Source organism: Nodularia chucula CCY0103 (assembly GCF_963923915.1).
Classification (GTDB): domain Bacteria; phylum Cyanobacteriota; class Cyanobacteriia; order Cyanobacteriales; family Nostocaceae; genus Nodularia; species Nodularia chucula.
Window position 1 is genome coordinate 1 of sequence record NZ_CAWUOL010000108.1, and the last position, 16619, is coordinate 16619.

General features: G+C 40.2%; 16 protein-coding genes and 1 pseudogene. 9 read left to right on the plus strand and 8 right to left on the minus strand.

Annotation, left to right across the window (positions count from 1 at the left end; all coding sequences use genetic code 11):
• Nucleotides 1-65 precede the first annotated feature (65 nt).
• Nucleotides 66-1166, minus strand: coding sequence for a ligand-binding sensor domain-containing protein (locus tag ACM0OP_RS21140; RefSeq protein WP_414530380.1), 1101 nt, complete (start codon nt 1164-1166; stop codon nt 66-68).
• 1001 nt (nt 1167-2167) lie between these two features.
• Here ACM0OP_RS21140 and ACM0OP_RS21145 point away from each other — a divergent pair.
• The 9 genes from ACM0OP_RS21145 to ACM0OP_RS21185 all read left to right on the plus strand — a co-directional run bounded on the left by ACM0OP_RS21145 (nt 2168) and on the right by ACM0OP_RS21185 (nt 12128).
• Nucleotides 2168-3598, plus strand: a complete 1431-nt coding sequence (locus ACM0OP_RS21145) for a form I ribulose bisphosphate carboxylase large subunit (protein WP_414530381.1) — start codon at nt 2168-2170, stop codon at nt 3596-3598.
• A gap of 102 nt (nt 3599-3700) precedes the next feature.
• The gene (gene rcbX / locus ACM0OP_RS21150; protein WP_414530382.1) at nt 3701-4099 is read left to right on the plus strand and encodes a RuBisCO chaperone RbcX; all 399 of its coding nucleotides are present in this window, start codon (nt 3701-3703) and stop codon (nt 4097-4099) included.
• A 77-nt stretch (nt 4100-4176) separates the two neighbouring features.
• Entirely contained in the window at nt 4177-4512 is a 336-nt protein-coding gene (locus ACM0OP_RS21155) for a ribulose bisphosphate carboxylase small subunit (RefSeq protein WP_414530383.1), read from the plus strand.
• A 116-nt stretch (nt 4513-4628) separates the two neighbouring features.
• The gene (locus ACM0OP_RS21160; protein ID WP_414530384.1) at nt 4629-5264 is read left to right on the plus strand and encodes a GDSL-type esterase/lipase family protein; all 636 of its coding nucleotides are present in this window, start codon (nt 4629-4631) and stop codon (nt 5262-5264) included.
• A gap of 46 nt (nt 5265-5310) precedes the next feature.
• Nucleotides 5311-6009: a Uma2 family endonuclease gene (locus ACM0OP_RS21165; protein WP_414530385.1), complete on the plus strand. Its 699-nt coding sequence runs from the start codon at nt 5311-5313 to the stop codon at nt 6007-6009.
• Nucleotides 6010-7343: 1334 nt separating this feature from the next.
• A complete protein-coding gene (locus ACM0OP_RS21170; protein WP_414530386.1) occupies nt 7344-8573 on the plus strand; it encodes a sedoheptulose 7-phosphate cyclase in 1230 nt (409 codons plus the stop codon).
• A 4-nt stretch (nt 8574-8577) separates the two neighbouring features.
• A complete protein-coding gene (locus ACM0OP_RS21175) occupies nt 8578-9411 on the plus strand; it encodes an O-methyltransferase (RefSeq protein ID WP_414530387.1) in 834 nt (277 codons plus the stop codon).
• 142 nt (nt 9412-9553) lie between these two features.
• The gene (locus ACM0OP_RS21180; RefSeq protein ID WP_414530388.1) at nt 9554-10951 is read left to right on the plus strand and encodes an ATP-grasp domain-containing protein; all 1398 of its coding nucleotides are present in this window, start codon (nt 9554-9556) and stop codon (nt 10949-10951) included.
• Between the two features lie 115 nt (nt 10952-11066).
• The gene (locus tag ACM0OP_RS21185) at nt 11067-12128 is read left to right on the plus strand and encodes a D-alanine--D-alanine ligase family protein (protein ID WP_414530389.1); all 1062 of its coding nucleotides are present in this window, start codon (nt 11067-11069) and stop codon (nt 12126-12128) included.
• Here the strand turns inward: ACM0OP_RS21185 and ACM0OP_RS21190 are convergent.
• The 7 genes and pseudogenes from ACM0OP_RS21190 to ACM0OP_RS21220 form a co-directional block, all read right to left on the minus strand.
• Nucleotides 12125-12625, minus strand: coding sequence for a DUF3122 domain-containing protein (locus ACM0OP_RS21190; RefSeq protein WP_414530390.1), 501 nt, complete (start codon nt 12623-12625; stop codon nt 12125-12127). The two genes, ACM0OP_RS21185 and ACM0OP_RS21190, sit on opposite strands and share 4 nt — an antisense overlap.
• A 23-nt stretch (nt 12626-12648) precedes the next feature.
• A complete protein-coding gene (locus tag ACM0OP_RS21195) occupies nt 12649-13140 on the minus strand; it encodes a DUF1499 domain-containing protein (RefSeq protein WP_414530391.1) in 492 nt (163 codons plus the stop codon).
• 143 nt (nt 13141-13283) lie between these two features.
• Nucleotides 13284-13841, minus strand: a complete 558-nt coding sequence (locus tag ACM0OP_RS21200; RefSeq protein ID WP_414530392.1) for a WcaF family extracellular polysaccharide biosynthesis acetyltransferase — start codon at nt 13839-13841, stop codon at nt 13284-13286.
• Nucleotides 13828-14415 (minus strand): YdcF family protein, encoded by a 588-nt coding sequence (locus ACM0OP_RS21205; RefSeq protein ID WP_414530393.1) that lies wholly within the window; start codon nt 14413-14415, stop codon nt 13828-13830. The genes ACM0OP_RS21200 and ACM0OP_RS21205 overlap by 14 nt, the downstream gene beginning before the upstream one ends.
• A 30-nt stretch (nt 14416-14445) precedes the next feature.
• Complete coding sequence (locus ACM0OP_RS21210) at nt 14446-15225, minus strand: glycosyltransferase family 2 protein (RefSeq protein ID WP_414530394.1); 780 nt, start codon at nt 15223-15225, stop codon at nt 14446-14448.
• A gap of 44 nt (nt 15226-15269) precedes the next feature.
• Complete coding sequence (locus ACM0OP_RS21215) at nt 15270-16382, minus strand: acyltransferase family protein (RefSeq protein WP_414530395.1); 1113 nt, start codon at nt 16380-16382, stop codon at nt 15270-15272.
• 46 nt (nt 16383-16428) lie between these two features.
• Nucleotides 16429-16619: pseudogene (locus ACM0OP_RS21220) on the minus strand (IS4 family transposase); the annotation flags it as partial.

Here is a 16619-nt window from a genome sequence, read left to right on the forward strand (position 1 = left end):
CCCCCACACTTCCCACACCCCCCACACTTCCCACACCCCCCACACTTCCCACACCTCCCACACCCTCATTCCACCGCCCGACTAAAAGCCAGATGAGGATTTGCACTACCTCGGCTGGGCATCAACCAAGCCAGACCTTCACCAGTACCAATCCATAATTTATTCCCAATATCAGGGGCAAGGGCAAAAATTTGACCAGAAGGAAGTCCCGCAACTTCGTCTAATACAGCTCCAGTATGTGGATTTAATCGTAATAAACCATTGTCAGTTCCCACCCACACACTACCATCTTTGGCAAAGCGTACTGATGTGACATTTCGCCCCCGCAATGGAGTCACAGACCGCAACACCTGACTAGTTTTAGGATTAATCACCAATAACTGACTCGGCGTTCCCGCCCAAATTAAACCTTCTGGACTAAAGGCTAAAGTTTGTACTGTTGTCCCTGGTAATTGGTTAATGCGTTGCATAATTAAAGCACTGGCAGTATTAACCCTCACCAGTCCATCTAGAGTCCCAACCCACAGTTGACCTTCCACATCTAAAGTCATGGCGTTAGCACTAACACCAGGCAAACTTTTTAAGGTGGTCATAATCAGGTTTTCGTCAGGACTAATTAGTGCTAACCCATTATCAGTTCCTGTCCATAAATAACCCCGATTATCAACCAACAACGACAAAACTCGTTTAGAAGGAAGAAATAAATTTTGGGCTGTAATTTCACCACTGCGGGGGTCTATTCGCTTCAGTCCTTCATAAGTTCCCACCCATAAGCGACCCACTTTATCTTCTGCTAAAGCACCAATCGCTAAATTTGGTAAATTGACACGAGCTAAAATTCTGCCTGTGTTGGGGTCAATGCGCGATAATCCCCGCCAAGAACCCACCCAGAGATTACCTGTAAAATCTGCTAGTAGGTTACTAACACGATAATCTATTTCTAGCGATCGCTCTTGAATTTCCCGTTCATTTGGTAAAGGGACTCTTCCCGGTGGTGGTGGAGTAGCTGGATAAGTAGGCGTTAACTCCGAAGCATCAACATCAGGGTTTTTTTGGGCAGCCCTGGCAACATTTTTTATAGTCACAACACCAAGGCTAGGTAAAGCTATCAACCCCAGAGATATAGAAGTTAGTAATAATTTACGATGGCTGTCAAGTAATCCCATAACCAATTTTCCTTTAATTACTAAGAGTTAGTTTCAGTGTTCCCCCAGTCAGCTTGTTTTCAACTTCAGCCACTATTTTTTTTCACATTAGTCATTAGTTTCTCATACACTCCCTACTATCCACTCCCCCCAACGTTACTTTTGTACATCAAACTTAACAAAATGTTTAAAACTTTATGTAATAACAAAATTAAATATATAAGTTAAAAACTTTCAAAGAATAACTTATCAAATTCTTGATATATTGTGAGACAAGCTACAAATTAGGTAGTGTGCAAATTCTTTTGCTTTCAATTATCACACTGTTGGATTTCTGTCAAGCAAATTCTTTCTTGGTCTGTTTACCATTACCGGGCAACATATCAGGATTGCGTCGCTGGGAAAGGGTTTTATCAAGCCTAAGTTCCTAAAAGCTCCGATGTATAGGGGAATATTATTTAAATAATTTCCGCAAAGCGCGGAGTTTTTGCTGGAAATAGAAACATTTAGCGGGGTCAAAGAAAGAGATAAAAGAGAATTTTTATTCACGGGATGAGGAAAAGCACTAAGTGTTACTTCAAGCACCCCAGATTGGGGAGAACATTTGTGAAGAATTGTTACTAAATGTTCGCTGCCTAAAAATCTACCCGCCAAAACCAACCTCTAACAAACAAATTTCCTAATTTTTCCCCCAATTCAGTCAGGGTAAAAAGTGGAAGTGAGAGAAATTTGCACAGCAAGTTATTTAATTTGTGCCAGCAGTACACTCATGTCTTTTCAAACATCACTCAAAGTCAGGCACTCTATATTTCCAGATGTAGTATATGGTTGCCTATTCTGGTAAAGTGATTTGACGGACATTGTAACAGCAGCCGTCGGTGCGCCGGATGCTTTAAACGCCTAGTTGGAACCTATAAAACCTGGAGTAATTCCGGGAAGGTTCACTGAATTAGGAATCGGGTGGCTTTTAGTCATGCGAAGTTCAATTAGTAATTAAAGAGCGACTTCTTGGAAGGGAATTTATGTCTTACTCTCAAACTAAGACCCAGAGCAAATCAGGGTATCAAGCCGGGGTTAAAGATTACAGACTAACTTATTACACCCCAGACTACACACCTAAAGATACAGACCTTCTTGCAGCATTCCGGATGACTCCCCAACCTGGAGTTCCTCCCGAAGAAGCAGGTGCTGCTGTAGCGGCTGAGTCTTCCACTGGTACTTGGACTACTGTGTGGACAGATTTGCTGACAGACCTAGACCGTTACAAAGGTCGTTGCTACGATATCGAACCAGTTCCCGGCGAAGATAACCAATATATTTGCTATGTTGCTTATCCTCTGGATCTGTTTGAAGAAGGTTCTGTAACCAACGTATTAACCTCAATTGTAGGTAACGTATTTGGTTTTAAAGCCTTGCGCGCATTGCGTTTGGAAGACATTCGCTTTCCTGTAGCTTATATCAAAACCTTCCAAGGGCCTCCTCACGGTATCCAAGTTGAGCGTGACAAATTAAACAAATATGGTCGTCCTTTGTTGGGTTGTACAATTAAGCCCAAACTAGGTCTTTCGGCTAAGAACTACGGACGCGCTGTATACGAGTGCTTGCGTGGTGGTTTGGACTTCACCAAAGACGACGAAAACATTAACTCTGCACCATTCCAAAGATGGCGCGATCGCTTCTTGTTCGTTTCAGAAGCTATCAGCAAAGCCCAAGCGGAAACTGGCGAAATCAAAGGTCACTACCTGAACGTTACCGCCCCCACCTGTGAGCAAATGTTGCAACGGGCTGAGTTTGCTAAAGAACTCAAACAACCCATCATCATGCATGACTACCTGACAGCAGGTTTCACCGCCAACACTACATTAGCTCGTTGGTGCCGTGACAATGGTATCTTGCTGCACATTCACCGCGCGATGCACGCTGTAATTGACCGTCAAAAGAACCACGGTATTCACTTCCGTGTATTGGCTAAAGCTCTGCGTTTGTCTGGTGGAGACCACATTCACACTGGTACCGTAGTTGGTAAATTGGAAGGTGAACGTGGAATCACAATGGGCTTCGTTGACCTATTGCGTGAGAACTATGTTGAGCAAGACAAGTCTCGTGGTATTTACTTTACCCAAGACTGGGCTTCTTTACCTGGTGTAATGGCCGTTGCTTCTGGTGGTATCCACGTATGGCATATGCCCGCACTGGTAGAAATCTTTGGTGACGACTCCGTACTACAATTCGGTGGTGGTACACTTGGACACCCCTGGGGTAACGCTCCTGGTGCTACAGCTAACCGTGTGGCCTTGGAAGCTGTTATCCAAGCTCGTAACGAAGGTCGTAACTTGGCTCGTGAAGGTAACGACGTAATCCGCGAAGCTGCTAAGTGGAGTCCTGAACTAGCTGTTGCTTGCGAACTGTGGAAAGAAATCAAGTTCGAGTTCGAGGCAATGGATACTGTCTGATCCTCAAGTAACCAGTAAAAAGTTAAAGAGTAAAAGAAAATAATCATTCTTTCTTTTTACTTTTTACTTTTGCTTTTTACTTTTTATGGGCTGGGGTCAAACATGAATCTTAAGCAAATTGCCAAGGATACAGCTAAAACCTTACAAAGTTACCTGACTTATCAGGCGCTGAAAACGGTTTTAGCACAGCTAGGCGAAACAAATCCACCTTTAGAACTTTGGCTACATAACTTTTCCGCCGGCAAAGTCCAGGATGGAGAAGCTTATCTTGAGCAATTGTTTCAAGAACAAGCGGATTTGGCATTACGGATTATGACTGTCAGAGAACATATAGCGGCAGAAGTCGCTGAATTTCTCCCCGAAATGGTTCTGACTGGCATTCAACAAGCCAATATGGAACAACGTCGCCAGCATCTAGAACGCATGACACTCATAGATACATCCATCCCCAGTCCGCAGTCGGAACAGCAGACAAGCTCAGATTCCCATAGTGAACAGTAAACAGTAGTCATTCTTAACTGATAACTGTTTACTGATAACTGAAATATCATATCAATCCCAACCCATTATCAAAAGCTATGCAAACTTTACCAAAAGAGCGTCGTTACGAAACCCTTTCTTACTTACCACCTCTGTCTGATGCTCAAATTGCCAAGCAAATTCAGTATATTTTGACTCAAGGTTACATTCCAGCAGTTGAGTTCAACGAAACTTCTGAACCAACCGACTGTTACTGGACTCTGTGGAAGTTACCTTTGTTTGGTGCTAAGTCCACTCAAGATGTGTTGAGCGAAGTTCAATCTTGCCGTTCTCAGTACAGTAACTGCTATATCCGTGTTGTAGGTTTTGACAACATCAAGCAGTGTCAAATTCTGAGCTTTATTGTTCACAAGCCCAGCATGAGCAGATACTAAGAGTTGGATTTTTGAATTAATTTTTGTAGATGGAGGGGTAGTTTTTTCTACTTCTCTTTTTTTTATTGATCACGCAGAGGCGCGGAGAGTTGGAGAACGAGGTTACAAGTTCTAAGATGAGTGAATTAAATGTAATTGCAAAATCTGGACATCAAATTAGAATTTGTTTTTTGGGGGAATCATTTGTTAATGGTGCGGGTGATCCTGAGTGTCTGGGTTGGACTGGTCGAATATGTGTGAATGCTAATAAAAAAGGTCATGATATTACCTACTACAATTTAGGGGTGCGGCGAGAAACAAGTACCCAACTCAGAAATCGTTGGCGAAAGGAAGTTTCTTATCGGTTGCCAAAAGAATATGACGGCAGAGTTGTGTTTTCTTTTGGTGTTAATGATACAACTATAGAAAATGGTAAAATCCGTGTTTCACTCGCAGAATCACTGGACAATATTCATAATATTTTAAGTGAGGCTAAACAGTTATATCCGGTGTTGATGGTTAGTCCACCACCATGTTTTGATAGCGAACAAGATGGGAGAAATCAACGCATCGTTAATTTATCACAAGGATTTGCTTTAGTTTGTGATCAATTAAATGTGCCTTATTTAAACGTATTTCCTAAATTAGAAAAATCAAATATCTGGATAGATGAGGCAAAAAATTATGATGGCGCTCATCCTAGAAGTGCAGGCTATGCAGAATTTGCTAAAATTGTCAATAATTGGGATGCTTGGTTAAATTGGTTTAAATAACAATTGCCTATACTAAATATAGATATCCGATTTTGAGGAATTTGTGATGAAAGCACCGGTAGAACCAGGCTTGAGTAAGAATGTCCAAATTCCACCTTTAGAAAGTGGCGATCGCCTGACGCGTCAAGAGTTTGAGCGTCGATATACAGCAATGCCAAATCTGAAGAAAGCTGAACTTATAGAAGGAATTGTTTACGTGGCATCACCTTTACGTTTCAAAAGTCATGGAAAGCCTCACGGAGATTTGATTATTTGGTTGGGGACTTATAAAGTTGCTACTCCTGGGGTAGAGTTAGGGGATAATGTCACAGTCCGTCTGGATTTAGATAATGAACCACAACCGGATGTTGTCCTGATAGTTGATGAACAACTGGGTGGACAAGCACATATTAGTGATGATGACTACGTAGAAGGCGCACCGGAATTAGTCGCGGAAGTTGCGGCTAGTAGTGCTGCTAATGATTTATATGATAAAAAACGGGTATATCGCCGTAATGGTGTCAAAGAATATCTGGTTTGGCAAATTTTTGATAATAAACTCGATTGGTTCTTTTTAGAGAATGGTGAATATATATCATTAGATACCGATGCTAACGGTATTATTAAAAGTCGTGTTTATCCCGGCTTATGGTTGGATATCTCTGCATTATTAGCAGGGGAAATGACACAAGTTTTAGCATCGCTACAGCACGGTTTAAACTCCCAAGAACATCAAGACTTTTTGCAAAGATTATCAAAAATATAGGACTCCTATTTCCCTGGGTAAGTCCTGTAAATATAGCTGGTGAGTGGGGAGTAGGGAGTGGGGAGTAGGGTAAAAGCCTTTCGGTATCTAACTTTTATGATCAGTTGATACCCTAACGTCCTTGGCGGTTGCTATATATCTCAATACCGGGTAGTGATACAAATCACGGCTAAAAGGATTATTTCCACTTAAATTATTACTGGTGATTATTTAGACACTATCAGTATTTTAACTAAAACTAATTTTAAAGATGTATTGCTGAGAATTGGCGATCGCATACCATAACCTCTGATTCAGTCAGATTACGCAGGCTATAACCCTGATTATTACGTTATTTTACTAAAATTTCCAATTTATATATTTACATATATTATGTTTTGTATTAAGATAATGTTATGTTTTGTAAACTTACTATAATTTACTCCCCAGTAAATTGGTGGTTGATTTAGGGTAAATAGCTTAAATCACCATAAAAAAGTAGTTACAGGAGATTTGGGATTTCTTTAATACACCATCATTCCTTAATAAACGTAAGGTTTCGTTACAATTAACTCAGACATATTAAATTCTGAATTTTCAGGATTAATTGAATACTGAGGAGTAACTTGACTGAACGCAAGGGGAATCATCACGTGACGACTAATAGAACATCATCAATTTCCTTTTGAGGTATTTCTGGTTTTAACACTAGTACCAAAAATAACAATAAGGATATTATTCGTTGTTGAAATCTCGAATTTCAACCGAAAATTGACAATAGTTGTAGTTAATTAGAGTAGGAGTTTTACCAAGTTCAAAGTTAGAAAAGTTGCTAGGGTCAAAAAAAGTGGAGTTAATAACAATTCGGGAAAGTTTCCTAAAAATCCACTGTCATTCTCAGCCAAATAGAATGTAGCGAGTTTAGCAATTATAAGGTTTGGTATTCATGCTTAAAAATAGCGAATTAAAGATTAATCAGGGTTCTCATCTCAAATTAAAGCTTGGAGATAAACGATCTGCATATTTCTCCAACATAGGATTTTTACGAAATCTCACAATTGGGAAGCCACTTAATTTCCAGATAGTGGAATATATCTGAGTTAAGATATAAAATTTCCCACAATAGTCAATGATTCCACAGAGCATACTAGTTGACTATTAGAGAGATAGTCTCCACAAAAATTCAAATACCTGAATGGTGTTGTTTAATAACATTGCTAGTCAGGAATAAACTTCAGCTTTTTGATGAGAAGCTGCTTTTTCCGTGGCTTTAATTTTAATCATCAAGGGGATTAAAGTCAATGGGAATGATTACCAAAATTCCACATTTTTTACTTTGAACCAGGACAAAAAACATGAATAAAGTGCAAGCATCTTTTCAAGCTACAAAAACCGCATTTCACGTGGAAGGTTATGAAAAGATTGATTTTAGTCTTGTCTATGTGAATGGTGCATTTGATCTTAAAAACCGGGAAATTGCTGATAGTTATAGCAAATTTGGGCGATGTTTAACTGTAATTGATGCCAATGTTTATGAACTTTATGGCAAAGAAATCAGGTCATATTTTCAGCACTATGATATTGATTTGACAGTGTTTCCAATTATCATTAGTGAACCAGCGAAAAGCCTAGAAACTTTTGAAAAAATTGTGGATGCTTTTTCCGACTTTGGCTTAGTCCGCAAAGAACCAGTTTTAGTTGTGGGTGGTGGTTTAGTTACTGATGTGGCTGGATTTGCTTGTGCTGCTTACCGTCGGAAGAGTAACTATATTCGCGTTCCGACTACTTTGATTGGTTTAATTGATGCAGGTGTAGCTATTAAAGTAGCAGTTAATCATCGCAAGTTAAAAAATCGTTTGGGAGCATATCATGCACCTTTGAAAGTGATTTTAGATTTCTCATTTTTGAAGACTTTACCAACCTCTCAAGTTCGCAATGGGATGGCAGAGTTAGTAAAAATTGCTGTAGTGTCTAATTCCGAAGTGTTTGAATTGCTCTATGAATATGGCGAACAACTTCTGAATACTCACTTTGGACACGTGAATGCTACACCAGAAATCAAAGAGATTGCTCATAAGGTTAACTATGAAGCTATTAAGACGATGCTCGAATTAGAGACTCCTAATCTGCATGAACTGGATTTGGATCGGGTAATTGCTTATGGACATACCTGGAGTCCTACCTTAGAATTAGCGCCTCGTGTACCTCTATATCATGGTCATGCGGTGAATATAGATATGGCTTTATCTGCAACTATTGCGGCAAAACGGGGTTATATTCCGACAACAGAGCGCGATCGCATTCTAGACTTAATGAGTCGCATCGGTTTATCTCTAGATCATCCCCTATTAGATGGCGATTTGCTGTGGGATGCTACCGAGTCCATTAGCTTAACACGAGATGGCAAACAACGCGCCGCTATGCCTCGCCCCATTGGTGAGTGCTTCTTTGTCAATGATCTCACCCGTGCAGAAATGGATGTGGCTTTAGCTGAACATAAAAAAATCTGTGCTAAATACCCTCGGAAGGGAGAAGGCGTTGACGCATATATCGCCAATCAAGAAGCCAAACTATTAGGGGTGTGAAAATATGACTAGTGTTATCGGAAAAGAAACAGCCAGACCCATAACGCCCCATAGCATTTTGGTAGCTGAGTTACAGAAAACTCTCCAGTTAGCACAAGAGAGTAATATTCCCGCCGAAATATTAGATTCTCTGCGCCAGGGAGTGCAATTAGCCGCCGGTTTAGATCCCTATTTGGATCATTACACCACTCCCGAATCCAGCGCTTTAAAAGCATTGGCGCACAAAACTAGCAAAGAAGACTGGGGAAAACGCTTTAGCGATCGCGCTACGGTGCGTCAACTAGAGCAAGAAATGCTCTCAGGACATCTGGAAGGACAGACGTTAAAAATGTTTGTGCATCTCACCAAAGCCAAGCGGATTCTGGAAGTAGGAATGTTTACAGGATATTCTGCCTTAGCAATGGCGGAAGCACTACCCAGCGATGGGGAACTAATAGCCTGTGAAGTAGACCCCTATGTGGCTCAATTTGCCCAAGATTGCTTTAGTGAGTCTCCCGACGGCAAAAAAATCATTGTCGAAGTTGCCCCAGCCTTAGAGACACTCCAGAAGCTGGCAGCGAGAAAAGCATCATTTGATTTAATTTTCATTGATGCCGATAAAAAGGAGTATATAGCGTACTTCCAGCTAATTTTGGAGCATGATTTAATCACCTCCGAGGGGTTAATCTGCGTGGATAATACTTTGTTGCAGGGACAAGTATATTTACCACCAGAACAACGCACCGCCAATGGTGAGGCGATCGCCCAGTTTAACGCTCTGGTAACCGCCGATCCGCGTGTAGAGCAAGTTATCTTACCTATACGGGATGGTGTGACTTTGATTAGACGCGTAGCTTAGTTCAGGTATACGGGAGATGAAGAATACCAACCCTTCCTCATTTCCCTCTCTGGGTTTCTCTGGTTGAATAAATTAGTTTTTGAACCACAGAGGCGCAGAGGACACGGAGTTAAGAGGAATTTACCTTTTCATTAAAAGATTTATGACACAATCGGTTTCATTATCGGTGGCGACATCTCCCACCGCAGCAACGGGTGGGGGAGTAAAGTTAGTGGGTTTATTTAAGACTCTCGGTACTCTAACATTATTATTAATAGCTTTGCCCTTCAACCTGTTGATAGTGTTGATATCTCTGCTGTCGCGGATTGTGCGATCGCCCTTCCGGAAAAAAGCGGTGGTTGCAGCTCATCCTCAGACTATCTTAGTCAGTGGCGCTAAAATGACCAAAGCCTTACAACTAGCTCGTTGCTTCCATGCCGCCGGACACAGAGTTATTCTGATTGAAGGTCACAAATATTGGTTATCTGGGCATCGATTCTCCAAAGCTGTCAGTGCTTTTTATACAGTTCCCGCACCGCAATCAGACCCAGAAGGCTATATCCAGGCCTTAGTAGAAATCGTTAAACAAGAGCAAGTTAACGTTTATGTACCTGTATGCAGTCCTGTAGCTAGTTACTACGACTCCTTAGCAAAACCTGCACTCTCGGAATACTGCGAAGTTTTCCACTTTGATGCAGATATTACCAAGATGCTAGATGATAAATTTGCCTTTACTGAACAGGCGCGATCGCTGGGTTTATCGGTTCCCAAATCCTTTAAAATTACAGATGCACAACAAGTAATTAACTTTGACTTTAGTCAAGAAACCCACAAATATATCTTAAAAAATATTGCTTACGACTCAGTTCGCCGTCTAAATTTAACCAAACTACCCTGCGACACCCCAGAACAGACAGCAACCTTTGTCAAAAGTTTACCCATCAGTGCAGAAAACCCTTGGATTATGCAAGAGTTTATTCCTGGTAAGGAGTTATGCACACATAGCACAGTCCGGGACGGAGAATTAAGATTGCATTGCTGTTCAGATTCTTCAGCGTTTCAAATCAATTATGAAAACGTCGAAAATAATCAAATTCGTCAATGGGTGCAACACTTCCTCAAAAGTTTGGCACTAACTGGGCAAATTTCCTTTGACTTTATTCAAGCTGAATCCGGTACAGTTTACGCCATTGAATGCAATCCCCGTACCCATTCCGCCATCACCATGTTCTACAATCATCCTGGTGTAGCAGATGCCTATTTTGGTAAAAATCCTCTACCAGCACCTCTAGAACCCCTAGCCAATAGTAAACCCACCTACTGGATATATCACGAAATTTGGCGACTGACTGGGATTCGTTCCGCTCAACAATTGCGAACAGCCCTAAATACAGTATTCCGAGGCACAGATGCCATTTTTCAGTGGGATGATCCTGTACCATTTTTGACTCTACACCATTGGCAAATGCCCTTACTCTTACTAAAGAACTTACAACAACTCAAAGGCTGGGTAAAAATAGACTTCAACATTGGCAAACTCATAGAATTAGGTGGCGATTAACAAAACTCCCCTCATATCCTCGCCTCTGCGCCTCTGCGCGCGCCACTTGCTCATCGGGGAAACCCCCAAGACCGCAGTGGCTTCTCTGCGTGACACTAATCCATATTAATAAACTATGCCATTACTTCGTATTCTGCACTTAGTTGGGTCTGCACAGAATAATTTTTACTGTGATTTGTCAAGACTTTACGCCCAAGATTGCTTGGTGGCGATCGCCAACAGATCATGCTATGACTTTCAAATTGCATATATTACACCTGATGGCCACTGGCGTTTTCCTCGCTCCCTAAATAGAGAAGATATCGCCATCTCTAAACCCATGCCTTTGGTAGATGCGATCAAATTTATCTCAGCGCAAAACATTGATTTGGTACTACCACAAATGTTTTGTATCCCTGGTATGACTTACTACAGGGCTTTATTCGACCTGCTAAAAATCCCTTATATCGGGAATAGTGCCGATATTATGGCGATCGCTGCCGACAAAGCTAAAACCAAAGCTATTGTAGCCGCCGCCGGTGTCAATGTCCCTCATGGAGAATTGCTACGCCCAGGAGATGTGCCAACTCTGACACCTCCAGTAGTAATTAAACCCGTAACCTCTGACAACTCTTTAGGAGTAACATTAGTTAAACAAGTGAGTAACTATGAAACGGCATTGCAAACAGCATTTCAATATGCAGATGAGGTGATTGTTGAAAAATATATTGCACTCGGTAGAGAAGTCAGATGTGGTATCCTTGTTAAAAATGGGGACTTAGTGGTTTTACCCTTAGAAGAGTATAAGTTAGACCCTGAAGACAAACCCATCCGCAGCCATGCAGATAAACTCCAACAAACCGATGATGGCAATTTGAGTTTTAGTGCTAAAGATCAGATGAAATCTTGGATTGTTGACCCCAAAGATCCCATTACCCCAAGAGTGCAAGAAATGGCTAAAAAATGTCATCAGGCTTTGGGTTGTCGCCATTACAGTTTATTTGACTTCCGTATAGACCCCCAGGGAGAACCTTGGTTTTTAGAAGCGGGTTTATATTGTTCTTTTTCCCCCAAAAGTGTCATTCCCTCTATGGCGAAAGTGGCGGGAATTTCTCTCAATGAGTTGTTAATGATAGCTATTAATGAAACCTTGGGAAATCTTGCTCACAACCATTTTAAATGCGAGCAAAAAATTTAATCAATTTCCGTCACTAACCATTGCCACTCGGTGACTACAGATTGAGGAATCTTCAGCAGCAATGGCTTTCCGTTTTGAATTGGCACATAGAGTTTGAGTGCGTCAGTGGTGGGCAATTGGGGCAGAATATCAGTCAAATCATATTCACCGACATTAGCAGCAGGTGCATTTAAACCATAAGCATCAGATGCACTCAACAATTTTCCCGATACAGCCTCAATTTCTAATGGTTGGGGGTGGGAAATTTCCGCGACACCAGGAAAACCCACCACACGTAATCTTAAGTCTTGGACAGGATGGTTGTAATTTTGTTTGAATAACACTACCTGCCAAGCGTAGCCTTGATCATCTTTAATAGATAATTGGGAGTGATAGCGCAAAACACCTGGCGAATCATGATGTTGGCTCAACAAAGCCTGTGCTGATTCTCCACCGGATACACCAACAGTAAAAGCTATCAAAATCACTAAGGCGCAACGCCAGACAAATTTCCCCACACTCCCTACTCCCCACTCCCTACCTAGATATTCAAATCCCGCAAAGCCAGCCGAATTTGCTCCACACGCCTGCGGTTAACACCCAAATCCGATTCTCCCACACGAGATGCTGAACGGGTATGAATCACTGACTCATCCGCAGGTAAATAAAACTCTACATCATCCACAAATTTAAAGATACGACTTTTAGACAGAGCATGAATGTAATTATCCGTCTGTTCTATCACCTCTGTACGGGGAACAACACTGAGGACTTTCAGTAAAGTTTCTCGTGCAGTATCCCGGTCTACATGATATTCAATAGGATCAATAGCGTGTTTAGCATCAGCATCTTGGCTGACAACACAGTTATCTGAAGCAGGACAAGGACTAAGATGACCATTCTTTACGCCCAAATTAGAAGCATCTGCCCAACTGGAACCAGGAAGGATAAAACCACTAATCAAAGTAACAAAAATCACAAAGTTAATTATCCGCAGCAGTGGCTGTTTGAACGCTGTTAACAAATGGGACATGATTTATTGATTCCTGATAGGTTCATATAGCACCTAATTATTTTCGCTTATTTTGGCTGTTTATTCCTGTCTCCAGGTTCCACTAACCCCTCACCTGAAGTTGTCAAACTTTCATAACTCTGTGTATTCTGTGCCTCTGCGGTTTATTCACCACTCCCATTAAATAGCTTTCTTTCCTTAATTGCTACTGCGGGATTACCTGCATAAATAGTCATGGATTCCAAGGATTTAGCAGCAACTCCACCGAGAGTTAACACAGCACCTCTACCAACAGTCACTCCCGGACCAATTACAGACTTAGCTGCAATCCAACTACTTTCTTGAATATGAATGGGAGCAATTTTTAACTCAAAATGAGGATGACTCCAGTCATGATTACCTGTGCAGAGATACACTCCTTGAGATAAGCAAGCATGACTTTCTATAGTTACATAGGCCAGGTTATCTATCCACGCATCTTCCCCAATCCAAACATAATCGCCGACAGTTAACTGCCAAGGAAACTTGACTCGCACTCTGGGCTTAATGCGAACACCTACACCAATCCTAGCTCCAAATACCCTTAATATCCCCACTTTGAGGGATGACATAGGTAGCCAAGGACTTTCAACTAAGGGAGAACCCAGAAAGTACCACAGCAACTGTTTCCAAAAAGGTGCGCCAGGGGTATAATCACTGCTTGTGTATTTATCTAGACGCATAAGATGGGTTACGAAAACGAGGGTTAAAACTAGCTCCAGTACGACCTGATACCACCCATAATAGGGAACGTCCACTATCTCTGGCGATGCGAAGAATGGACTCTCTCGGTCTATTAGTGGGGATAGATATGGGGGTAAATGTGATTCCTTGACTACCTAGAACTATAGTGGCGATCGCTCTGGCTCTGGGCATATGATAAGATGAGGTAATTAAGTAAATATGCTGTATTCGATTTTGCTTCAAATCATCTACGAGGCTGGTAAAATTCGTAACTGTATCTACAGCCCGGTAATCGAGATGCAGCCGCTTTTGGGGAATATTTGCATTTTTAAATATGGCTAGGGTTGGTTTGGGGGGAATACCACTAGAAACCCAGATATCTAAATAGGGATGTTTTTGGGCAAATTGAGCCGTAAACTCTTCTCGTTCTGGATCTCCGCCCAGGGTAAGGATAGCCTGGGGATGGGGAGATTGCCAAGAGGCGATCGCTGTTCTGATAGGAATAACGCTCAGTATTCCCAGGAGCAAACCTGCTGTGATCAGAAACCAATATTTCTTGTTCAGCTTCAACATGGCATCCACTAAAATTAGGTTTAATAGCTATTATTTTAGTTTTTCTGCCTCAATTAAATGTATACTAAGGAGGACTTCTGCCAATACACGCTGCCAAGCGTAATATAAACCATGCCATCCATCCAGAATGCCGCCTTTGAGAATGAGGCAATAAACCAAGATGATGAATGGTGCGAATATTTTTTGTCTACGGATGCGATCGCTTAAACTAAGTTCACTATTAGGTGTTTCCAACAACTTTTTAGTTTCAATCACCATATAACGTTCTTGCGCCCATAGCCAACGATTTAAAGGTTTGCGATCGTCATGATGAATATATGCTGAAAGTTGACTAGATTTACCCTCCACTAAAACCCGATGAGCGTGTCCATCATCTTGATAAATTGCTTTTTGCTGTTTGTATAGTACCTTACGGGGTGGCAACAGAGTACCACGTAAAGGTTGACCAAAAACACAATATTTGAATTGGACACTATAACTATCTATATCTGTCTCTGCTGTCAGTCTTTGAATTTCATTAATTAATTCATCAGTTAAAATATAATCTGCGTCCAGGGATAAAACCCATTCAGATGTAATTTTCTCTAATCCGTAATTACATTGGTTGGCAAAAGAATCAAATTTGCGTTGAAAAACTTCAACTTGAGAATAGGAAGACACAATATCTAAAGTTGCATCTGTACTATAACTATCAATGACCACAATTCTCTTTGCCCATGTCAGTCTTTCCAGGGTACGATTAATATTATTTTCCTCGTTATAAATAAGGATGAGAGGTGTAATTTTTTCTGATATTGATAAAAAAATCATTGAAATAATTATCCTTTAAACTTAAGCTCGAAGTTTTGTAAACTTTAATTTTTATTCTTATATTTTGATATATTTAAGAGTCTATTTTCTAACCATGTAGTACCAAAACTAACTATCGTAATAATTGTTAAATATAGAAATGTTATTAAATAATAATTATTAATACCTATTTTCATAAATGCAGCAAATGCTGGACGAATTGGAGGACTATGAAGCAAATAAAAAGAATAGGAAATATTCCCCATAAATACAAAATAAATACTTACTATTTTAATTTTCATTATCAACAAAGAGATAATTGTTAAAATAGCAAATGCCACTAACCCTATAATAGGATCTATAAAAATCTCTCTTATCAACAAATTCGTTTGTAAATTTAGGAAGATTATGATTAATGTACCAAAAAAAATAACACTATAAATATATTTATTTTTGAGAGAATTAAATTGCGTATTGTTATTCATTAAGGTTGAATATGCAACAGCCATTCCCAAACTAAATTCCGCCAGACGATTAGGTGAAAGACCCAACATTAAGGTATAATATTCAGGCAAGCTAATTGTAACTATTCTTGATATTAAACAAAATACTACACACAAAATCAAAAAACGTACATTTTCCATTCTTTTCATTAAAAAAAATAAAAAAGGAAATAATATATAAAATTGAATAATCAAACCAACATACCAAAAAGCATCAGGTCCATACCAGAAATAATGTTTTGAAAAAACTCTTAATCCTGTAATGCTTAATATTAAGCCTATATTTAAGGGCATATCTTCATATTTTCCCATGATAAAACCAGTTATCAAAAATATAATATGGGCAAGTATATACAATGGGTAAATTCTGAAAAACCTTTTTAAGAAGAACTTTCTCCAAGGAAAGTTCTTCCAACTACCAGTAGTGAATAGTTTATTATTGCTACTGGAAGACAAAATATCATTTCTAAGCATGGAAAATGTTAAGCCAAATCCACTTAAAATAATGAAAACACTTACTCCTGAATAACCAAATTTTGCTATATTTGACCTTACCGGAGACATAAGCTGGTCTATATGATACCAACAAATCCAGATAATGGCTAATCCCCTAACTACGTTTAGGAATTGATAGGGACGAATATTGGTATCGTATGTGGTATTGTGGCTACTCATTTTTATTCTTATTTAACTATTACATCTGAGGGGGCGACAAAATAAGCTACAATACAGACTTGATAAGCCTCATAGCTCTTAGACCTTGTTGATAATACTGAGTTTTATTGAGATTTGATTTCATTAATTCCATAACCAAATCCATACAAACATCCTTGAAATTGACCCAAGTTTGACCATATCAAGTTTGACCATATAAGCCGATATAAAAACTACTATGTCTCCGTTCCGTTCGAC